Source organism: Paraburkholderia sp. EB58, assembly GCF_050436665.1.
In the GTDB taxonomy this organism is placed as follows: Bacteria; Pseudomonadota; Gammaproteobacteria; order Burkholderiales; family Burkholderiaceae; genus Paraburkholderia.
In genome coordinates, this window is record NZ_JBNDMQ010000062.1 from 1 (window position 1) to 21620 (window position 21620).

Below are 21620 nucleotides of genomic sequence, written 5' to 3' on the forward strand. Positions count from 1 at the left end.
CCATTCGAGGTCTTCGAACGTATGCTTGCAACCGCTTCGATATCCTCAGCTTCCATTCATCAACCCCCTGTTGCGCTTCACTCTTGAAACCGCCCTGCTATATCTGAGATGTACGGCGATTCTATCCGGATAAAGCCGTTGCTTTTGTCGAGCGATACGCTGATTGGTTGTCCTGGCAGCGGTGGAACGCCTCCATTTTCCAAAGCAGCCAGGAGATCGTGTGTCGATCGAGAACGATTGGGTCTAACGTTTGCTGCGTTTCGTACGACCGCCTCGATGCCCAACTCCTCGATCAAGTCATTAATGCGTCTGCCGAGCCGAAACGTGATTTTCTCGGGACCGCCTGCCAATGAAATGATTTCATTAGGAAGGCGAGCAATCGCCATTGATCGTGAAAGTATAGATGTTGACACTCCTAGGCTCTTTGCCAATTCCGTTTGGGAAGCCCAGAGGCGTCGCTTGAGAATATCTATATAAAATCGACCCAACTCGGCAGGCGTGCAACTGCTATCAGGCAACGTCGCGTGGACGTGGATAGCGTTTTGTCGGTCGGAGATGTTTTCGTTCTCAATTATTCGGTACTCCATAGGTGCGCTCTTTCGAATGGACTGGTATGAGTTAGAGGGGCGACCCTCTGTGGTGTGGAGTCGTCCGCGCGAGGCAAGCGACGTTTAGGGGCAGCCCGCGATTTGTCCTGTTAACGACCTAAGCCGGTTTCTTCTTAAGCCTGTGCTTATCGTCTGAAAAGGTATCAGCAATCCGGCGAGGTCAAGGACGCCTTGGTCCGAAGATATAGGTTCAGATGTCGAACGCTTCCTTCTTGAGGGAGTGCCTGTAACCGGTTACAAGCACTCCCCCGCATACGTCGCCGCTAACCATTTGATTGTTGGATGTTTTCCTCGAAAGTGCGCGCCGCGTTTCTCTCCGCGGTGTGCAATTTCTGAGCGCACGCTATCAGAATCATCCAATCATAGGTGTTGTCGGTGTCGAAAAGCTCCAAATTTTCAGCATCATTTCAGCAAACTGGCTGTAACCGGTTACGACCGCCCCTCCGAAATAGATGCTCCTTAAAGGCCACGACTCTTCCATCGGAAAGACGCCTCAAATCGCATTGCTTTTGCATGAATGACTACCCGTCTGGACTGATTCAATTGAGTCGGCCCAACTGCATAGTCCGTCATGCGTTTCTTCAAGAGTAAAAAGCAGATCGCGTTATCGCCCTTGCCGGGCGGTTACAACGAGGAAGACCCCGAGAAGGTCATCTTCGATAACGGCACTCATCGCGACGGTCCAGACAAAAGCAGGAAAGGACGGCGCTGCCGGAATCAGGTTCGTTGCAAAGGGCAAATACTATGTACTGGGATAAGACATTGGCCGCAGTCGTATGCACGCTGTGCGCATTCGCGGCGCGGGCCGAAACGCCGAGGCTTACGGTCGAAGACGTCGATCAGCTTTCGCAGGCAAAGATCATTCAGGATCTGTCAGGGGGCGATCCGAAGCCGGTTGCCGTACCGCATACGCCGGCTGCGCCCGCGTCCACTCCGGCTGCTGCCGCTGCACCAGTGGTCGTGCAGAAGGCAGTGCGATACGTCGCGCCGGTCACTCCCGTCACGTTCGTCGGGGCATATCGTGACGATCACGGAGGATCATTCGTCCTCTACCATTACAACGATGCGGTATTTACGGCGCGCACGGGCGAGAAGCTGCTCAACGGCTGGACTGCACGCAAGGTCAACGGGTTTCTCGTGACAGTAGAGGAGGGTGCTGGCAAGAACTCGCGTACCTGGACACAGCCGATCCGCGCGATGACGCAGCCTGTTGCGGCAACCCCGACTGCCATGGCCAGCAACTCGCTGCAGGCAATCCGGGATCTCGGCAGTCCATTGCCGCCGGGAACGATCAACGGTCCGGCACCCGTGGTCCTCCAGGGAGGCGCGCAATGAGCCTCTTTTCTGGTGCGCCGGAGAGCGATCAGCCGGCTACGGGTAGTCTGTGGTCGAAGCTGCGCGGAATCAGGGCAAGCTTTGTTGAGAACTCGGCGGGCGCGATGCCGATCGTGGGCGGTAATGAACCGAGCTTCGAGAGTGATTCCACTGTGCGCGCGAGAGAGACGAAGCATCCGGCGAAGAAGCCGCCGCAACGTTTCACGACGGCAAATCAGCCGGTCAACCCGCAGCATATGACGCTGGGAATGCGCTTGCGGGCGGGGGACGTCACTGACGTCGATGCTCACGATGAGTGGGTTTCTGGCGCATTAACCGACGCTTCGTTGGTGTCCGAGGCCGCATCGGGGAGCGAGCCGTTGGAGGAAAGTCCGGTCGCGTTCGAGGCGGCGCGCGAGTTCACGCCCGCCGAAACCGCTCACGATGCCGGCGGGCCTCAACTGGCCGAAGTCGATGCAACGCGTGCTACCGTCGAGCAGCAGATGGCGGATGTGCCGCGCATGCCTCAGCCGGTTGACCGCATGGCCCGGCCGGACGTTGTCGAGGTCCACAAGCCCGAGTTCGCGGGTCCGGCAACCGACCCGGCTGTAAGCGCGCTGATCGAGTCCGATGTGAAGATTGAATCGGTTGGCTTGCCGCGGCTGATGTCTCTCGATTCGCTGCCGTCGTTCAAGCGGATCCTGTGCGAAGCGACGCCCGATGCCGCGCTGCGCATCACGCCGCTCGCTCGCCGCGAGTTTGTCGCGGTTGACCTGCAGGCTGGCGTGGCAATCGTCGTGACGACGCAGCGGTTCCATGAAACCGCGCTCTATTCAACGTACATCAAGGATCTCGCCCGGGCCGACATCGCGGTGCGTGAGGAGATGATCGCAACCGAAGAGGTGATCGCGGCGATCTACGGAGTGGAGAAGTCCCGATCCGCATCGGTCATTCCCGAATCGTCTCGGGCGATCGGCACGTTCCGCGACGTGACCGAGGCTGCGCACGCGTATGGTGCAAGTGACATGCATTGGGAGTACCGCGATTTCAACGATGAAGTGGAACTACGCTTTCGCGTGAACGGCGACCTTTACACGTATCGGCACATGCCGAAGGCGCTCGTGCGCCGCGCACTATCGGCGGCCTATCAGGATCTGGTCCAACGCAACACGAACTCGGGGGAGACGTTCCAGCCCAGCGCGCCCCAATCCGCGATGATTCCGCTCGTCGCCCAGATGGACATGCTGAACCTGCGGTGGCAAAGCGCGCCGCTCGTTGGCGGGTTCGACGTGGCGCTGCGGTTGCTGGACGGCAACTTCAAGAACTACAAGGTTCGCATGCCCGACACCATGGGCCTTGAAGCGAGCCAGCTGGACATTCTCCGCTCGCTTGGCAACGTGAGCGGCGGGACGACGATTCTGACCGGGGAGACTGGCTCGGCCAAGACGACCCTGCTGCGGGCACTGTCGTACATGATGGCCTCGCGCGACCTGAGCAAACAGTATGCGGCGAACGAGCCCTCGGAGTATCCACAGCCGTGGCTGTCCGATATCTCGATCCCTCGACGCCCGGATGAGACTGACGAAGAGGCGAATCGTAAGTGCGCGGAAGTGATCCGCACCATCATGCGTATGGACCCGGACGATGTGACGGTGGGTGAAATCCGGGATGCTGTGATCGCAGGTCTCGTCGCGGAGCTGGCATTGACCGGTCACCCTGTGCGAACGACGTTGCATGCTGACAGTGCAATCGGTGCATTCATGCGCCTCGCTGGCGGCCGACTGCAATTGCCGGTCGATGAGGTGTCGTCGGAAAAGTTCGTGAACGCAGTCGGAAACCAGAAGCTCATTCCACTGTTGTGCCCGCATTGCAAGAAGGCGGCCGCCGACTTGATGCCGGCCGCAGACCTTGAGCTGTTGCGCACGAAGTTCGGGCTTGATACTTCGAAGATGGCGTGTCGCGACGAAAACGGCTGTGAGCACTGCCGTCTGCCGGGTCTGTTCACGCGCAACGGCAAGGTCGCAGCGGGTACCAAAGGTCAGACACTGGCGATGGAACTGTTCCGGCCAACGCCGGAATTTCTCGAGCGTGTCGTCGTGAGGGACTGGCGAGGTGCAGAAAAGGTGTGGCGCAGCACGCGCGTGTCGGGCTTCGGTGACTCGGACATGACCGGCAAGACCATCTACGAACACGCGCTATACAAGGCTTCGCAGGGGATCATCGACCCGCGGTTTATTGATTCGGGCATGAAGTCGTTTTTGGAATATCGCGTGGTTGCTGACCGGCACGGGAGGATGCCGTCATGATCCGCCAGATGCTCCATTCGTTGTTCATGCTGTTGCCTGCTGATGAGCGCATGCGCGTGGCAACGTGGCGCTTCGCCAAGGTACGCGAGTCGTTCTATACCGAAACGCGGCTCGATATCGTCGCAAAAAAGGGTGTGCGCAATCGCGAGACGATGCTCGAGCGGCTGACAAAGCTGGAGAAGCGAAGCCGTAGCCGAAACACTTTCGTGTGGCCAGCCTATCAGGCGATCGCGCGGCGAATGCAGGCCGGTGACGACTTTGCGCGCGCAATGAAGCCCTTCATCCCGGTGGACGAATACGCGCTGCTGGAACTGGCGGGTACCTCGACGCGTGAGGACGCGGCCGCACGCGGACTTGAACTCGCTGCAATGGCAGCAGGTGCCAGACGGATCCTGTCGGAGACGACGTCGATCCAGATGGCCTATCCGGCATTTCTGCTCGTCTACCTGTACTGCTTTTGCATGCTGTTTGGCGGCGAGGTGTTTCCAGGCGTTGTGGAAGTGAGACCGCTCGATCAATGGCCGGCTGCGGGCCAGGTGCTCTATGCGATTGACACCTTCTGCTACGACTACTGGTGGTTGACAGGCTCAGTGGTGGGGACGCTGGTCTATCTCTACTTCAAGACGCTGCGTCGCTGGGTGGGCCATATGCGCAACCGCTTCGACAACATGCCTCTCATGTGGCGCAACCGCCGGGATCTTCGCGCGGCGCTGCTCATCGTGTCGCTGTCGGGACTGTTTGATTCGGGTCTCACTTTGCGCGCGGCGCTCGATCGTCTGACGAAGACAGCCGACCCGTGGTTGCGGTGGCACCTGAACCGCATGGGACGGCGGCTCACGGTGACGCCGCACGAACCGATGCGCGCGCTGGATACGGGCATCTTCTCCGAAATGATCGTCGACAAGATCACTGATGCGGCCGGGCGCGACCAGTTCGTGCAGGCGATCAAGGATCTTGGCCGGGATTCGCTCTCGCGCGTCGTCGAGACCGTGCGGCGCAACGCAAAGATCACGCACTACGTGCTGCTCGGCATTGCGGCGGGTGCGTTCCTCGCGCTTGGCGTCGGCTCCTACGCGATGACCGGTGCCGCGAGCCTCGGCATGTCTTCTGACACTTCCTATTTCTCCAGGTGAGACTCCGTCATGACTGAAAACCAACGCCAATCCAAACTACGCCAGATGGCGCGCCGTCGTCGCCAGGCTGGCGAGCTCTCGATGATCGAGGCCGGTGCAGTGCTTGCGGGCGCGGCGCTCCTCGGGCTTCTCGCCGTTGTTGGCGGCCACTTCGTAATGGATCGTATCCACGCATCGCAGTTCAAGAGCGAGGCGAACCTGTTCCATTCAGGTGTGCTCGATGCAACGTCGACCGACACCGACTTCTCAAGCGAGACCCTCGCTACCCTCATTCAGAACCACGCTTTCGATGAAGCGGGGTCACGCGTCTCGGCGACCAATGGCACGCTGACGGCGCTGTTCGGCGGCAGCGTGACGGCCGATCCAGGGACGATTTCGAGCACGGACGATTCAATGGTTGTGACCTATCCGGTGCCATCGACAGTGTGTTCGTTGAGCGTGGCGACGTTGTCCAACACCTACTCGATGGTGACTGTGAACGGCACCACAGTCTTCGGACCGACCACGCCGTTCGACAGTTCGACTTCCGCGACGGCGTGTGACTCGGCAGGTACGACTGCCTCAATCGGCATGTACACGACGAGGAACTAGTCGACCATGGGCAGTAGCATCATCGAAATGGTCATCGTCCTGGTGGCTGCAGCCGTAATGACGGTGCTCGGCATCCAGCAGGACGTGGCCAAACATCGCGCAGGGGTCCTTGCGACCGAGGGACAGAATGAGCTGACAATCGTCGACGCGCTGGGCGAATGGGCGAACGACAACTACGCGACGATCCTTTCGGCTTATAACTCAAGTGGATCGTCGACGATTACGCCGCCGACGATCGCGCAGCTGTACACGGCCGGTAATCTGAAACAGCCACACGGCAACGGTCCTTTCTGGGGCGGCACCTATGTGATCCAGATGTCGATGGTGCCCGCTGGCTGCACGGAAGCAGCAGGCAATTGTGCGATTTCGTACTCCATGTATCCGTCGCAGCCGCTGAGGAAGGGTGCCCAGTACGATGTGGACGGAGCCTCGCAGATAGCGCAGGCGGGCGGCGCACAGTTTGGGTTTTCTCGTACGCAGGGTGCGTCGACTATCTCCGGTCTTAATGGTGGGTGGACGGCCACCAACCCACTTGGCAATCTGCCAGCCGTCGTGCTCGCGACCAACGGGCCGGGCGCGGACGGCAATTCACTTTATATCCGGCGCGACGGGAGTCTGACGTGGACGGGTAGCCAGGATGTGAATGGTGTCGATCTGCACAACGTGGGCAGCATTGATGCAACGGGGACGATTGCCGCACCGACGCTTGCCGCGTCGAACGTCGCCGTTAGCAACGCCATCCAGACGCCCGGCACGTTACTCGTGCAGAACGCGACGGGGACGGCGCCGGCGCCGATCAACACGGGGGCGGCGACGATCCAGGGGAATGCGACGGTGACCGGGACCGTGACGGTGGGCAACATCGCCGTGCCCGATGCCGCCTGCTCGGGAACTGGCATAGCGGGCGACACGGACGGCACCGGCGTGCTGTTTTCCTGCCAGCGTGGGCAGTGGAAAGCCATTGGCGGGAGCTGGTTGCGATATGGCTTCTACGCGGTCGCGAACGGAACGGGCGTACCCGCACCTGTATGTGCTGCCGGTGGTGTGCCGGAAATTGTTGTCACACCACAGACCGCCTATATCGATCCGACCGCTGAATTCAACTTTTCCGTCAGTGGGACCGGGCCGTGGGTTGTCCACATCACGGACGGCGGCGGTGCTGGTGTTCCTGGCGGGGGCGAAGCCACAACTTATTGTGCTTACTGAGGAAAACACATGTCTTTGATTAAGTTGATCGCCAGGCTCTTGCTGCTCGCAGGCCTAATGCTCGTTGGCCGGACCGCGATCGCTGGTCCTCTCCATTGCGCGTACGGGAATCAGGACTCGACCTGCGTCCCGACGATATCGGCCGCATGGCAGGCGCCTCCGACCTGTTCGATCGCGCCAGGCTGGACAACCGTCACCCCAGCGACGTGGATTGGCTCGCAATACACCACGCCGCAGTGTAACTATCAGGCTCAGCCCGTTTGCCCGGCTGACGATATAACGACCTCTCCAGCAGCGTGGAACGGCTTACAATGGGTCGGCCTTGGATGCCAGCCACAGGCCCAAACTCCGCCGCCTTCTGATCCGATGACGGCGTGTGAATCGAGTGTGCCCGGAGGCTTCACCTTAACTAATTTTCTCAATTCAAATGCGCACAATTCCCAATATCCGAGCGATACAGGCCTGGAGTTTGGGGGGCGGGGCCCGAATACACCACGGAGTGCAATTCATCGAACACCTACTTCCTCTTTTGTTTCGTCTCACCGAGCGGAAGGGTGGATACGTGGCAAGAGGGGGTTGGTGAGGGATCCCAGGGAAATTGCGGTGGTCACTGACTGGCATCAGCGGTTATCGGGTAGAAGTGCCTTTTGCGGCGCGTCATCGAGCTACAGAGTTACGGTCGCATTTTCAGCATGTGAGGCGTTTCCTGATTAAAGGCCCGGGGCACGTGCGCCGCTGAGCACGACACCTGATCCAGATTATCTCGCTGTGACAAGCGGTAGCCTGGAACGGTGAAGAGCAAAAAAAGCCCGCGTCCATATGGATGCGGGCTTTGGGCTGAACCGTCAGCCGGTCGCTTTACCCGACGATGTTACCGGTTGTGAAAGTGAAGTTGCGCGAAAAGGCTGTTCCATTGACCGTACCGGTGATTGCGACCGAGTAAGTCGTATTCGGGGAGAGCGGTGCTGCCGGGTATGCGGCTCCCTGATACGACTGAATTTCCTTGTTCGGGTCGTTTGTCGAATTCAGCAACTGAAGAGGGATGACATTCCCTAACGTGTCTGTCATCGATCCCGATTGCAGCACGATCGTATCGGTCGGGTTGCCCATTACGGTCACAGGCGTACCCCACGCGCCTGACGTATTCGGCGGGGTGGGTGTTTCGCCCGATGCCTTGTACGCGAGGCCCGTAGTCCCTTGGCATGGGAAGGTCAACGGCGAACTGGTTGTCATCGATTGCAGATTCGCAAGCGTTATATCCGCCCAGACCTCCGGGAATCCGTTGAAGGTTGTCTCGGACTCACCCACGCCCGCAGCGGTGACCGGCGCAAAGATGCCACCGACGTGGTATACGCCAGCCTCCCAGCCGTAAATCAACTGCTGGCCGTACTGCGTTTCTGTGAGCGTCGCATTCGTGTAATAACCCTCACTCACACCGCCTGCTCCGACGCTTTGCGGATATCCGGCCGCCACCGCGCGGTTAGTGTAGGTGACCCCGGTGAATCCGGCGTTCCCGGCGACCTCGGTATCTGAGATGACGTTATTAAGCGCCTGATATTTCGCATGGGCCGCTGCGGCCTGGTCGAGCTGCGTGTTTTCAACGAGCGCCGGAAATCCGCATTGTTGCCGCTGTTGGTTGAGCAGCGTAAACGCCGCCGACTGTGCGCTACCAGATGCGTATTGCGGTGCCGAAACGTCCGCGCTTGTGGCCGTGCTGGCTGTGCTTGGCGTACTCGCGCCGCTTGCAGGCGCAGCGGAACCTGTGCTGCCACTACTGCCGCCCCCACCGCCGCAAGCGGCAAGTGCGAGCAAAGCCGCGATGGCAAAAGTCGTGCGCGCAGCTTGTGTTGTCGTATTCATCTTTTCTTATTCCTCGGAGGTTGGTCGCGCACCGTGCGCAAACCTTAATTTCATGTTACCTGGCCTGTAGCGAAGTCAAGTTGCGCGCCCAGGTGGTAGAGCGGCATTTAGCGGACGGGTAAGGATGCGTCGCAGTTCCGCGTCGACCGACTGTTCACCCGCGTCGCCCTGCTGGTCAGCACGGTTCACGGGCGGCGGGCAGTAGTTCGCGGCCTGCTGCTGGCGATTGCCTTTGGAGCCTCGCTTATAGGTGTAGCCGATGTAGCCGAGAATGCCGAAGATGATGATGACCCACACGTTGGACTCCGCTTTGAATGACGCAAGTCCAGTGTGACTGCGTTATTCCAAAGTCAAGTCGGCAACTGCTGGCGAGACGAAGACGTGATCGGTTTTGCCTGGTGTCTTTCCACTTGCTTTCATCGAACGTCGAAAAGCTATATGTTTTTCTGGAGCATTTCGACAAAGTGGCTATAACCGGTTACAGCCACCCTCTGACTACAGCTTTCACGAGTCCGCGTAAGCTGTATCGCAAATTCGAGCTTTGGAACGTTGTGGCCGCCTCGCACGCGGTACGCTTTCCATATCTCCCGCGTCGCCTGACGCATCGAACTGCTGCCAGCGGTATTGGCACGCCCTCAAGCGGCATTCGCCCGCGCCCCTGACTCCGTACCGTTTTCGCAAAGTCCTTCCGTGCGGGTCCCACTGGGTCAGCACGAAAGCGCTTCGCGCCGGGTTTCCTTGCTCTGTCAGAGCATCGAATCCACCGGACATCGTCCGGACATTGCCTAGTGCGTAATTTTTCTGGAGAGAAAAATGCTGGAGAAGATTTTCACGAACGCCATCAAGCACCCGTTGAAGCTGCTTGCCCTGTGCTATGTGGCCTATCTTGCGTCGATGTCATTCTTCGTTGTGGGCTTGCTGCTTCTTCTGGCCGCTGGCTGGATCCGGCAGAAGGTGAAGGCTGCAGCCAAGGCGCAAGCCGAAGCGGTCGCCGAAACCGAGCGCGCCGAAGCGACAAAGGCAAAGACTGTGATGGCCGAACCGGTTGCAAAGGTCGAGCACATCAATGTCGCGCCCGCAGTGAATGACATTGCCGCAGCACAACCGACGCCGATCCGTCAGTACGCCAGGTCGGCCGTCGTCATCCCTTTCAGATCGGGTACCCGCTAGCCGGAACCTGAAGTAACCGTTGCTACCGTTGATTTTTAACGGTAGCAACTCATTAACCCTTGCCGGGAATCCCATTCCCGGACACGGGTTATGCGATTGCCCGGTTCCCGGAGCGATCTCATGAACATCCATGTGGCTGCCTGGCAGCTCGACATGTTCGGCGACTCGTCGCCAGTCATCATCCCCGTTGTTAAACCCGACCCCTTACCCGACCCGGCTTTGTGGAGCGAGTCCGTGCGCGAGAGGATGGTCGACGCACTGATCTCGCTGGCCAGCGACAGCCGGCGCGGTGACCGTATGCCCGAGTCGCTGATGGATTGTGCAGACCTGCTCTCCGAGCGGCTGCGCAACCGCAAGATCGACGTCGATGACTATCACGCGACGCTCGGCTGGATCATGTGCTACTGGAACGGGGCACTCCCGTACGAGTACGTCTGCAAGGTGAACGGCATCGATCCGGAAATCATGCAGGACGTGATCATGACGACGCCGTTGCTTGCACGCGATCTGCGTGAGTTGCAACGCACGTGCTTTGGCACATTGATCTAGGAACGATCATGGCAGGCGCATCGCTTTTCCTCACCCGCGTTCTTGCGCAGATGTTCCCAAACGCAATGTCCACGGTGCAGCACCCCGCACCCGCGTCATCTCCATCAGCGGCCCAGCCCGCTTCCACTTCACCCGACCCGTCAACTGCACCGCGCACTGTCGGCCTCGGCGCGCCGAACGAGTCTTACGTACTCATCGATGGCATACCGAACCTCTTCGTTGATGAGGGCGACTGCATCGTGCAGTTCGAGCCGGCGTTCGACAACCATACCGAGGACACCGATTTCGGCCTGAAGATCCTGCCAGACGTGGTGCCACACTGGTCGCAAAAGACTGTGCATCGTGTCCCGCTGAAGGAGGCGATTGCGGCTGCCTTGCGCAATAATGCTGGGGGGCCGGCCATGCAACCACCGCAAGCGAGCGTCCCGGCATCCGCTCAGGGCTCCCGTCACGCGTCGCCTCAAGAGGCGTATCGAGTCGACGCATCTTTCCAGGATACCGGGGACGACGACAGACACTTCGAGCCTCGCGAGCGCAGTCCACGGCGCGCACCGCACGCTGGTTCCGGTGCAGCAGATGCTGTGACTGGCACCGTGACCTGGTGGGGTGAAGAGAAATTCCCCGACCGCAAGTCGAAGGGTTCGCGCTTCTATACCTCGTTTGCAATGCGGCTCGAGACGATGACAGGCGAACGCACGCTTCAGGGCGAGGGGTTGAAAGACGCGATTGCCGAAAGCCGCTGCGCTGCAGGTGATGTCGTGACGGTACGGCGGCTGCGTAAGGTGAAGGTTCCGGCATTCCGTAATGACGGTTCGCCCAAGCTCGTGAACGGCCAGCAGGTCATGTGGGACAAGTGGCTCTGGCAAATCGAAAAATGAACGAGTTTTATCCTCAGCATCAGATAGCAGGGTGATTCTCGTCGCCATCTGATCCCGGAAAGGCTCACCATACGCTGACACCTTCTCCCGTTTCCTCTCACCTTGCTTTCCTCTTCGTTGTCGCGGCACACCCTCGGGTGTGTCGTGCAGCGACTTCTTTTCACCGCATCGCCCGCTCCCTGACCTGATTCCAACCTGCTGAAAAAATCTGCCCGGCCAACTGCGCACGGACAGCTTTTTTGAGCTCGCGTTTTCACGCCTGACTCAGGCATCGACCCCAACCCACTTCCTCAAAAGAGAGTGACCCATGAATGTGAAGGACCTGAAGCTCACGCCCGAACAGTGGGTCTCGCTGCTCCTGAAGTACGGAGTGCCGGCGAGCACGCTAACGGGTAAGGCCGCACCGTGTCCCATGTGCAACGGCACCGACCGTTTCACCTATGACAACAAGCGCGGCCGCGGCGACTGGATTTGCCGCCACTGCGACGATGGCAACCCAAAAGCGGGAGATGGATTTGAACTCATCTGCCGGTTTGCCGGAATTACCTTTGTCGAACTGATGCACGAGCTCAGCGACGGCTCGCTGGATGCAGCACGCAACGACGCGCGTACTCTGGCACATGCGTCACCGGCGCCGGGTGTAAAACGAAAGGCCGATCCTGCTTTCGTTGAAAAGCGCCTGACGTCGATGTGGGATCGCGCGAAGCCATCTGCGACTGGCGATCTCCTGATGCGGTATTTGCAGTCCCGGATTCCGGGCCTGACTGCGCCTGCACCTCAGGCGCTGCGTCTTGGCATGCTCGAGTATCGTCACGAGAAGAAAGTGATCGGCACCTGGCCGGGCATCCTTGCGCGCTTTGAGTTGCCTGACGGCCGGCTTGGGACCTTGCATCGCACGTTCCTCGAACGTTCAGTGCCTGCCAAGGCGCAGATCGTCTCCGCTGATGGCGAGATTCTCGATTCCAAGCTCAACGACATGACGCTCAACCCTCTCGCGGGAGGTGCGGTGCGACTGATGGATCCGGGCGACGGTGAAATCGGTGTCGCAGAGGGGCTCGAAACAGCCTACGGCGCGCACATGCTTTCCGGCGTGCCGGTCTGGAATTGCCTGAACTGCAATCTTCTCAGGCAATTCGTCGTTCCCGAAGGTTTGGGCATCCGCGTGGTGCACATCTTCGTGGACTTCGACCAGGTTGATCCGAAGACCAACAAGTCACCGGGCGTTGCCGCTGGCGTCGAGCTGGCAAAGCGACTGCGCGCAGAAGGGTACTCCGCCATCATTCATCGTCCGAAGGTTCGCGGGACTGACTTCGCCGATGAGTGGGTGCAGTACGCCGCGTCACGAAGCGCAATTCATGTACCGCCAGTTTCGCACGCGGGTGCGAGGCTCGCCGCAACACTTTGAAACCACCCGGCGCTCTGCCGGCGTCTCTATATCTTGCCCGATGGGGATCATCCCCGCCGGGGAAGACTCGCCGGGCGCATTTCTCTGGAAACGAAAATGAGCTCATTCCGTGTACTGGTGGGAAACTTCGCAATCGCTGGAACGACAGGTGAGGCCGACGGCCGTCAGCCTGCGGTCAAATCGAAAGCCGTGGCGTTCGATGTGATCGACCGGCGCGGTTGCGACGAGACGACGTATCTTTGCCGCGACCAGCCTTTCGAGGCTGCGTGGGATTTTTGCGCCGCTCGCCTCGCGATCGAGGCGTCGAGGAAACTGCATTGACCACCACCCATCCCATTAAAGCAAACGGCTCCCAATTCTGGGAGCCGTTTTTTTTCGCCCGTACGATCTGCAACCTCACCGGAAGATGCGCAACCACCAGGCCAGCAAAATGAGCGCGCCGCGCAGGACGTACCAGAAGCCGGTTGACCAGCACAGACCAGCGGCGGCGATGAAGGAGAAATAGTCCACCAGCTTGTCGTAACCGGCTGCGCCGAGAGGGCCGCAAAGGCACAGGAGCACGACGCACAAAATCGTCGTAAGTACTCGTTTGGTGACCGGCGACAACCTCATGAATGAGTCGATCCAACCGTCGATGCGTCGAATGATGTTCATAGCATTTCCTCAAGCTTGCGGATGACAGCTTGCAGCGGTTCAAGAGCGTACCAGCCTGCCATGCCGGATGCGGCGAACGTCGCGAGGCACAGCCAGGTGCGGGCCTCTTCAAGCGAACCTTGATGGAACAGGGACATAACGGTCTGGTAGGTGTTCATGATGAGGATGCTCCGGTGTCGGGTTATTTCACCGGTGCAACAGGCATTCAGATGCACCGGTACCTGGCTCCTATCATGCCAGGCTGTGAGCGAAGTCAAGCAGCCGCGTCGAGAAAGCTGGCGAACTGGTCTACAAGCGCGGCGACGTCGTGCCCCTCGTTGCCACCGGCGAAGGGTTCGGGCGACTGCATGGATGTCAGTGAGACAGTGACGGGCTCAGTCCTTGTCTCCGTTGCACCGGTGAAATGTTGGACTGCCGTCTCAGGATGACCGGCTATAGCGGGCGCCTGGTACGCAGGCAGTGCGGCAGGGGTGCCTCTGAGGGCGGACTCTGCCAGCGAACGCAACAACGCCGCGCGCTCCCGGTACGAGCGGGCGCTGCTTAGCCTTGCGTGTAGCAAGGGGGTGGTCACCTCGTCAATGACCACCTTCATGTCAAACTTTTCGCTCATGCCCGTGCTGCTGCGCGTTCGCGGGTGATCCCTGCCTCGCCGACGATCAGGAAGCCCTCGGAGTTCGCAAAGCAGGGTGCCCTGACCACTTCCAGTGTGACGCGCGGAAATGCCTTGCGGATCGACGGGGCATAGAGCGCTGCGCCACCGCCGGAGAGGATGATTGATCGCACACCCGTGAGTTGGCCCACGTTGTTCTGGATTTCTTTCACCACGCCCGTCACGACCGGTTGTGACTGTTCGAGATACGGGTCAAGGTCGATGTCAGTGCCGTAGAAAAAGAAAGGTTTGCTTTCGCGTAGGGCCTTGTCGATACGCTCGATATCGTCGACCTGCTCGTCCTGATCGCGCGAAATCAGTTCAGCGATACGTTGGTAGATCTGCGATGCACCACCCGGGATGCCGTCGCTTCGCTTGTCGTCCATCGTGAAGCCGTTGGCGTACACCCAGTCAGTCGTGAAGTAGCCGACGTCCACCACCAGGTGAGCGCTCTCCTTGCCGAATTCCGCCTGCCGGTGGCTTGATGCCGATACGAGCGAGCCGAGCGGCTGCGGGATCACAACAACCTTCTCGATGTTCACACGGCCCGATCCGTAGTCCAGCACGCCCGTGAAGCGATCGCGCAAGGCTCCGGCATATTTTTTCATGTTGTGCACGGGCAAACCGAGGATCAGACGTTCGACGTGCGTGACGCCGGCGAAGTGCATTGCGCCCGCGAGGAGCGCCGCGTAATTGTCCGAGAGGACGAAATCATTCGAGAGCGCACGGCCGGTGTTGCCATAGGCGGCGGTAAGAGACACGTCAGGGCCGACCTCATACTCGACCTGATCGATCACGATCTTTGCGACCTTGCGGGAGACCAGCACGCTATCGCCGTAACCTGAAAGTGCGCGACTGGCCGCGAGTGGTGCGAGAGAAGGAAACATGCCGGTGGCGATACTGCCGCTTGCCGCACGCAGCGCGTATTTCGTGTTGCCGTAGCCAACATCAACTGCAAAGACGGAAACTTTCAAGGTGGCTCCTGGTGTCGCGACGGGTAGTTCGCGAGAAAGTGACAGATATCTGACACTTAAGTGTCAGATTTGGTCGATGGTGTGGCGCGTCCCCCGCGAAGTGACAGAAAACTGATACTTATCTGACAATTTGCGAAACCGCGCCGGCAGTTTCATTGGACAACTGACACTTATCTGTCAGTTATGCCTGGTTTTCAGTCTATCGGACCAAATGCGAAGTCAAGTCACGAAAGCAGGCGGCTTATATCCAGCTTTTGGTTCTGTGATGGAGCGGCTCCGGTTCTACTCTTCTATTTACCTACCGCGTCACCGACGCATCGAACTGAGCACACGGCCTCCGTGCGCCCATTTTCCTCAGCCCGCAACGGGCATCTCGCAGTAACTGTCCAGGCCGCACGCTGATGCGACCTTTTTCTGAATCAGATCAAGTCCACACCGAGCCACACTGAGGGTGCGTGGACACCGCGATATCCATACGATTGGCGACGGTTTGTCGCGATGACACGCGATGAGGACAAGGGGGAACCGGACACCGGACAGTCCCCCGGCACTCATCAGCATATGTACGCGTCCCTTCAGCAAACGAAGCTGGGTGCACTCAGGAAGCCCGATACACCGCGGCGGACGTGAGTGTGCTTTGGGACGGGGGAAGTCCTGCGAACCGGGAAGCAGCCGGTGTCGCGATTCCCTGAACGGTAGACAAACGGTAGGCGCAGCCGTAACCAGAATGCGCAACAGGAATTACCAGGCAGATAGCCCGGGGTCAGTTTCGCCGCAGGCGAGGTTGACCCTAACGTCCACGGACGTCGGGGCTGGCAGGGTAGCCACAAAGCTGTGCGGCGCGAGTTTGCGCGCAGCGCTTCCAGCGGTCGCAATGCGACGGTGGAGGCAGGCACAGCAGGTTGGACAGTCGGACTGCATGCACTTCCCATGCAACGGGCTGATCGGATGGAATCGCTAAAGGACAGGAAGAGGCAGTAACCCGGCGCCGGGGTAAAGGCTAAGCCGCAAACGCGGCGAGAGGCAGGCAGGGGGCACGGCTCGAAGTGCGATGCGTGGTAGGCGCGTTGTGAGTTCCGGTTCCGGTGCCAAAGGGTGACGAAGGGCTTTCGAGCAAGGCATAAAGATGGCAGCGATATTAAACGTGCGCGCGATCGTGAACGGTTACGGGTTGGCTCCGGCATTCCGCGAAGAGTTGCTTCGGCTGTTTGACGATCACGTCGCGGAAATTCACAGCGCAACGAGAATCAGTAACAGGGCGTTGTCGATCAAAACGCAGGAGCGGCGTGCAATGTCGCTGTGCAAGGCGTTCGCGGAACTGCGCGATGGCGGCTTCGCGCTGCAAACGCCATGGTCGCTGAAGGCGAAGCACGTCGAGTACCTCGTGCGGCGCTGGGTCGACAGGAACCAGGGCGGTGGCACCATCGAGAACAAGCTGACCTACCTCCGCGCGATCGCGCACTGGATGGGCAAGAGCAACCTGGTCGGAACGCTTGCTGATTACGTGGACCGCAAGGAACACGGGCTGGAGCGGTCTTACATTGCCACCGAAGACAAGTCATGGGCAGCACATGGGATCAGCGCATCGGACAAGATCGCGGAGATCGCGCAGACCTGCCCGCATGTCGCGGTGCAACTCAAGTTGCAGGCAGCATTCGGGCTGCGGCGGGAGGAGAGCTTTCTGTTCCGTCCGCTTGAGGCCGTGCGCAACGGGGATCAACTGCGCATCACGCGCGGGACAAAGGGCGGCCGCGAACGGGAGGTACCGCTCGATGCGAAGCTAGCGATTCTGGAAGAGGCCGCACGGTTGTCCAACGGCTTCACCGGCTCGACAATTCCGGAGTCGTATACGCTCGTCCAGTGGGTCGATCGCTACAAGACAGTGATGAAAAAGCACGGCGTGACAAAAAAAGGACTGGGCGTAACGGGACACGGCCTGCGGCACCAGTATCTTCAGGACCTGTATGCGAATGTGACGGGCGTTGGGGCACCGATCAAGGGAAGCGGAACGCGGCCGGATGCCAGCTTGCACGAAGAGGCAATGAAGAGGGTGGTGGAGGCAGCAGGTCACAGCAGGAAGACGAAGGCGAACGCGTACCTGTCGACCTTCGCGTTGCAATTGCGCATGGCGCGGCGCCGACCGACAGACGAGGAGATCAGGCAAGCTCTCGCGGACGCTGGTGGTAACAAAAGCCATGCGGCAAGCGCACTCGGCATTTCGCGGCAGGCGCTCTATCGTACACTGGGCGCGTCGGATAACTGACAGCGCGCACGACAGCCGAATTGATAGCCTAACTAGTCGGCATTCGGACTGCCCACCGGCCATGGGCGCGGCATACTGAAATCTCTCTCGGTTCACGCCTGCCCCGACGCAGTGGAGAACCTTTAAGCCGGCGCTTGCCGGCTTTTTTTTGGTGCGCCGAGCATGCGCAACAGCTTGGGGGTGCAAGTCCCTGAACAGTCTGTCGAGCCGCAGTGGCGAGCGTCTGCGGCGTGCCGCAAACCGGACATTCGCAAATGCCGGCTGCTCCTTTTCCTGCTCTCAGAGAGATCGACTGAGATGCGAACGAAGCCTTGTCTTGCGGCTTGCGACCCTCGTGAGCCGGGTGACGCTGCAACCAGATTCGTCCACGCACAAGCTTTTGTACGCAGTCACCCAAGTGTATCTATTCTGTCGCTCGTACCATCTGTCATCGGTCGCGTTGCACCGATCGCACACTCTTACGGAGCTTTAGAAACATGCTTCACGACCTGCCTGCCATCCAGAAAAATGTTCACTGGGGATATTTTGACGCGGCGCTAGCGCCCGCACTGATCGTGGAGAGCGGCGACTTCGTTCGCGCCGAAGCGATCACGCATCATGCAGGCGACGCCCCCGAGCTCATGATGGATGACAAGGTGCGCGCGCTCTATGACACGATTCCCGAATCCGATCGCCAACCCGGCGTGCATCTGATGACGGGACCGATCTTCGTGAAGGACGCGAAGCCCGGCGACCTGCTTGAGGTGCGTTATCTGCAAATGATTCCGCGCTTCAACTATGGCTCGAATCTCGCGGCGCACTGGGGTCATCTGTTCACCGACTTCGAGAAGGAACGCGTCACTATCTACGAACTCGATCAGGCATCGAACACGGCTCACGCGCTGTATGCGTATGACTATCCCGGCAAATATCTCGTGCCGGGCAAGCGCTCGGAGATTCGCGACTGCTGCCGCGAACTCGCGCTCGAAGGCATTCGCGTGCCGGTGCGCCCTCATCTGGGCACAGCAGGCGTCGCGCCTGATGTGGCGGGCCGCGTAAGTACCGTGCCGCCGGGCGCGCATGGCGGCAATATCGATAACTGGCGCATCGGCGCTGGCTCCACCATGTATTACCCGGTCGCCGTGGACGGCGGGTTGTTCTCGATCGGCGACCCGCATGTATCGCAAGGCGATGGCGAGATCAGCGGCACCGCGATCGAGGCGTCGCTCAATGTGATGTTCCAGATCGTGCTGCGGCGCGACTTCACATTTCCCTCGCCGCTGCTGGAAACGCCGGACTACTGGATCGTCCATGGCTTCGATGAAGACCTCGACATCGCGACGAAGAACGCTTCACGCGATATGTTGTTGCTGCTCACCGAGCAGCAAGGCCTGTCGCGCGACGACGCGTATTCGCTAATGAGCGTCGCCGCGGATTTCTCCGTGACCCAGGTCGTTGATGGCCGTCAGGGCATTCACTGCAAGATCCCCCGCAGTATTTTTCCTCCGAAGAAAAAGCATCGCGCGTGAGTTGTGCGCGCGCACTACAACGGCACGTCTACGCACAGTTGTAGTGCGGCGCGGTAGCGGTGCGTCCACGCACCGTCGTAGCGCAGCGCGGCAGCGCTAACGGCGTTGTTATCGATGGCACGGACATTGCGTTTGACTCACTCGACTGACGTTCGTCAGAGTCCGGGAGCCTGGGTTGGACTTAATGCATTTCACCACCGAGTCGTACGCCGAAGTAGATCGCCTGCGAGCGTGGAACGAGGCGCTCGAGCGGCTTGGCCTGCGCTGCGGCGCGCCTCAGGCAGCCGCACGCCACTTGCATGGAACCATCAAGTCGCGCAAGTCGAGCAACGGCTTTGAGCTGATCGCGGTGGCCGCGTTCGCGCAAACCATCGAGCTCAAGGTCGACGGCGCCGACAGTCTCGTGGTCATGCTGCATCTCGACGGCGGCGTGACGCTCGTCGCCGACGGCGTGCGCGCGCGGGTTGCTACCGGCGATATTGTTTATGCTTCGTCGCGCGAGGAAGCGCGCCTGTCGTTCACGTCCGACTTCCGCGCATTCGTGATCCGCGTGCCCCGCTCGGCCATCAACGCACGCCTTCTTACGCCGTTCTCACTGCGTGCCGGGCGTTTGCCGGGCGAAGCCGGTATCGGTCACGTGTTCTCCGGCTTTCTGCGATCGATTGCTGAAAGCGTGGAGACGTTGTCACTCGACGATCTGCGTCCCCTCGAACTCGCGCTCGCGGAGTTCCTGGTCGCGAGTCTCGCCGGTCACGACAAGGAAGGCAGCTTCAGCGGCCTCACGCCATCTCAGGCCTCGCTCTTTTCGCGCGTATGTCGAACCATCGAAGGCAATCTCGCCGACCCCGATCTCGGGCTGACATCCATAGCGAAAGAAGAGCGCGTCTCGCCCCGTTATCTGCAGAAGCTGTTTGAAGCGGTTGGACAGAATTTCTCGACGTACTTGCGCTCACGCAGGCTGGAGCGCTGCCGCGCGGATCTGGTCAATCCGCTGTATGAAAAGGTTTCGATTGCCGATGTCTGCTTCCGCTGGGGTTTCAACGATCCCGCGTATTTCAGCCGCGCGTTTCGCGAGCAATATGGCGCGTCGCCGCGCACTTTCCGGCATGAAGCGGGACTTGAATTAGCGCGCCATCTCGTGCGGCGAATCTCGCGCGGCTTGCCGGTCAATGCCGGGAATCTGCTCGTGCATGCACAGCTCGCGGAGCAGGGGGCGGTTCATGAAGTCGCGGACGAGGCCGGCTGCGCAGAGCAGACCGAAGCGCCTTCGGCACCACCGCCGCGCGAGTCCGGCAAGCCGCGTCATCATCTGTTGCGCGCAACGGCCAACACGATTCACTGGGGTTACTTCAGTCACGATCTCAAGCCCGTGCTCGAACTGAACAGCGGCGACACGGTGACGATCGAAACACTCACGCAACACGCGGCGGATGACTGGGAGCGCATGGTGCAGGGTGATCCTGGCGCCGAAAGCGTATTCCACTGGACTGCCGCGCGCAAGAACGTCAACCGCCGCGGCGCGGGTCCCATGGACGCGTCCATCTATGGACGTGGCGCGGGAGAAGGCTTCGGCGTGCATATCTGTACCGGACCGATTGCCGTGCGCGGCGCAGAACCCGGCGATGTGCTGGAAGTGCGCATTCTCGACATTCACCCACGCCGTTGCGCCAATCCGAAATTCGCCGGCCGCGCGTTCGGCAGCAATGCCGCTGCATGGTGGGGCTTCCACTATCGCGAGTTATTGACCGAGCCGAAGCCGCGCGAGGTCGTCACCATTTACGAACTTGACGCCGACGCCGACGCCGACGAAACCGCCTGCGCGCGCGCGGTCTATAACTTCCGCTGGACACCTCAGCGCGATCCCTTTGGCGTGATGCATCCCACGATCGATTATCCCGGTGTGCCAGTCAATCATTCAACAGTCGTCGAGAATCACGACATCCTGAAGAACGTAAAAATCCCGGTGCGTCCGCACTTCGGCGTAATCACCGTCGCGCCGCAGCAGGATGGTCTGATCGATTCGATTCCGCCGTCGACCTTCGGCGGAAATCTCGACAACTGGCGCGTGACGCGCGGAACGAGCGTGTTCTTGCCAGTCGGGGTGCCCGGCGCTCTGCTCTCCATTGGCGACCCGCATGCATCGCAAGGAGACTCAGAACTGTGCGGCACTGCGATCGAGTGTTCGCTCACCGGCGACTTTCAACTTGTGGTTCACAAAAAAGAGGCGCTTTGCGGCCAGGCGTTTGCGGACCTCACCTATCCACTGGTCGAAACCGCCGACGAATGGGTACTTCACGGCTTCAGCTATCCGAACTATCTGGCCGAGTTCGGCACAAGCGCGCAAAGCGCCGTGTATGAAAAATCGACCCTCGATCTCGCGATGCGCGACGCGTTCATCAAAACACGGCGCTTCCTGATGACGACCAAGGGCCTTTCCGAAGATGAGGCGATCTCGCTGATCTCGGTCGCAGTCGACTTCGGCGTGACGCAGGTGGTAGACGGCAACTGGGGGGTGCACGCGATCATCCGGAAGTCGCTCTTCACCGCGTGAA

20 protein-coding genes are annotated in these 21620 nt (G+C 59.9%); 13 read left to right on the forward strand and 7 right to left on the reverse strand.

Going from position 1 to position 21620, the window contains the following annotated elements:
- Positions 1-77 precede the first annotated feature (77 nt).
- Positions 78-587, reverse strand: a complete 510-nt coding sequence (locus tag P3T40_RS42805) for a hypothetical protein (RefSeq protein ID WP_429273713.1) — start codon at positions 585-587, stop codon at positions 78-80.
- A 783-nt stretch (positions 588-1370) separates the two neighbouring features.
- Between P3T40_RS42805 and P3T40_RS42810 the strand changes: the two genes are divergently transcribed.
- The 5 genes from P3T40_RS42810 to P3T40_RS42830 are packed head-to-tail and all read left to right on the forward strand — an operon-like array spanning position 1371 to position 7158.
- Positions 1371-1943, forward strand: a complete 573-nt coding sequence (locus tag P3T40_RS42810) for a hypothetical protein (protein WP_429273714.1) — start codon at positions 1371-1373, stop codon at positions 1941-1943.
- Entirely contained in the window at positions 1940-4228 is a 2289-nt protein-coding gene (locus P3T40_RS42815) for an ATPase, T2SS/T4P/T4SS family (protein WP_429273715.1), read from the forward strand. Before P3T40_RS42810 ends, P3T40_RS42815 begins: the two co-directional genes overlap by 4 nt.
- The gene (locus tag P3T40_RS42820; RefSeq protein ID WP_429273716.1) at positions 4225-5361 is read left to right on the forward strand and encodes a type II secretion system protein; all 1137 of its coding nucleotides are present in this window, start codon (positions 4225-4227) and stop codon (positions 5359-5361) included. The genes P3T40_RS42815 and P3T40_RS42820 overlap by 4 nt, the downstream gene beginning before the upstream one ends.
- Positions 5362-5370: 9 nt before the next feature.
- A complete protein-coding gene (locus tag P3T40_RS42825; protein ID WP_429273717.1) occupies positions 5371-5952 on the forward strand; it encodes a type 4 pilus major pilin in 582 nt (193 codons plus the stop codon).
- A 6-nt stretch (positions 5953-5958) separates the two neighbouring features.
- A complete protein-coding gene (locus tag P3T40_RS42830) occupies positions 5959-7158 on the forward strand; it encodes a hypothetical protein (protein ID WP_429273718.1) in 1200 nt (399 codons plus the stop codon).
- An 858-nt stretch (positions 7159-8016) separates the two neighbouring features.
- Here P3T40_RS42830 and P3T40_RS42835 read toward each other — a convergent pair.
- Positions 8017-9018: a CAP domain-containing protein gene (locus P3T40_RS42835; protein ID WP_429273719.1), complete on the reverse strand. Its 1002-nt coding sequence runs from the start codon at positions 9016-9018 to the stop codon at positions 8017-8019.
- A gap of 75 nt (positions 9019-9093) precedes the next feature.
- Positions 9094-9315, reverse strand: coding sequence for a hypothetical protein (locus P3T40_RS42840; RefSeq protein WP_429273720.1), 222 nt, complete (start codon positions 9313-9315; stop codon positions 9094-9096).
- 516 nt (positions 9316-9831) lie between these two features.
- Here P3T40_RS42840 and P3T40_RS42845 point away from each other — a divergent pair.
- From P3T40_RS42845 to P3T40_RS42865, 5 genes are all read left to right on the forward strand, one after another.
- The gene (locus P3T40_RS42845) at positions 9832-10188 is read left to right on the forward strand and encodes a hypothetical protein (protein WP_429273721.1); all 357 of its coding nucleotides are present in this window, start codon (positions 9832-9834) and stop codon (positions 10186-10188) included.
- A gap of 120 nt (positions 10189-10308) precedes the next feature.
- Complete coding sequence (locus P3T40_RS42850) at positions 10309-10737, forward strand: hypothetical protein (RefSeq protein ID WP_429273722.1); 429 nt, start codon at positions 10309-10311, stop codon at positions 10735-10737.
- A gap of 8 nt (positions 10738-10745) precedes the next feature.
- Positions 10746-11615 (forward strand): hypothetical protein, encoded by an 870-nt coding sequence (locus tag P3T40_RS42855; RefSeq protein WP_429273723.1) that lies wholly within the window; start codon positions 10746-10748, stop codon positions 11613-11615.
- A 307-nt stretch (positions 11616-11922) separates the two neighbouring features.
- Positions 11923-13020: a DUF7146 domain-containing protein gene (locus tag P3T40_RS42860; RefSeq protein WP_429273724.1), complete on the forward strand. Its 1098-nt coding sequence runs from the start codon at positions 11923-11925 to the stop codon at positions 13018-13020.
- 96 nt (positions 13021-13116) lie between these two features.
- Positions 13117-13341, forward strand: a complete 225-nt coding sequence (locus P3T40_RS42865; protein ID WP_429273725.1) for a hypothetical protein — start codon at positions 13117-13119, stop codon at positions 13339-13341.
- 75 nt (positions 13342-13416) lie between these two features.
- On the opposite strand, the gene P3T40_RS42870 is transcribed toward P3T40_RS42865, so the two are convergent.
- From P3T40_RS42870 to P3T40_RS42885, 4 genes are all read right to left on the reverse strand, one after another.
- Entirely contained in the window at positions 13417-13674 is a 258-nt protein-coding gene (locus tag P3T40_RS42870) for a hypothetical protein (protein WP_429273726.1), read from the reverse strand.
- Entirely contained in the window at positions 13671-13832 is a 162-nt protein-coding gene (locus tag P3T40_RS42875; RefSeq protein WP_429273727.1) for a hypothetical protein, read from the reverse strand. The genes P3T40_RS42870 and P3T40_RS42875 overlap by 4 nt, the downstream gene beginning before the upstream one ends.
- 95 nt (positions 13833-13927) lie before the next feature.
- Positions 13928-14284 carry a hypothetical protein gene (locus P3T40_RS42880; RefSeq protein ID WP_429273728.1) on the reverse strand — a complete coding sequence of 119 codons (357 nt, stop codon included), beginning with the start codon at positions 14282-14284 and terminating at the stop codon, positions 13928-13930.
- Positions 14281-15297, reverse strand: a complete 1017-nt coding sequence (locus P3T40_RS42885) for a PRTRC system protein D (RefSeq protein WP_429273729.1) — start codon at positions 15295-15297, stop codon at positions 14281-14283. Before P3T40_RS42885 ends, P3T40_RS42880 begins: the two co-directional genes overlap by 4 nt.
- 1126 nt (positions 15298-16423) lie before the next feature.
- Between P3T40_RS42885 and P3T40_RS42890 the strand changes: the two genes are divergently transcribed.
- The 3 genes from P3T40_RS42890 to P3T40_RS42900 all read left to right on the forward strand — a co-directional run bounded on the left by P3T40_RS42890 (position 16424) and on the right by P3T40_RS42900 (position 21619).
- A complete protein-coding gene (locus P3T40_RS42890; RefSeq protein WP_429273730.1) occupies positions 16424-17560 on the forward strand; it encodes an integrase domain-containing protein in 1137 nt (378 codons plus the stop codon).
- Between the two features lie 476 nt (positions 17561-18036).
- Positions 18037-19068: an acetamidase/formamidase family protein gene (locus P3T40_RS42895; RefSeq protein ID WP_429273731.1), complete on the forward strand. Its 1032-nt coding sequence runs from the start codon at positions 18037-18039 to the stop codon at positions 19066-19068.
- A gap of 175 nt (positions 19069-19243) precedes the next feature.
- Positions 19244-21619, forward strand: a complete 2376-nt coding sequence (locus tag P3T40_RS42900; protein ID WP_429273732.1) for an acetamidase/formamidase family protein — start codon at positions 19244-19246, stop codon at positions 21617-21619.
- Position 21620 lies beyond the last annotated feature (1 nt).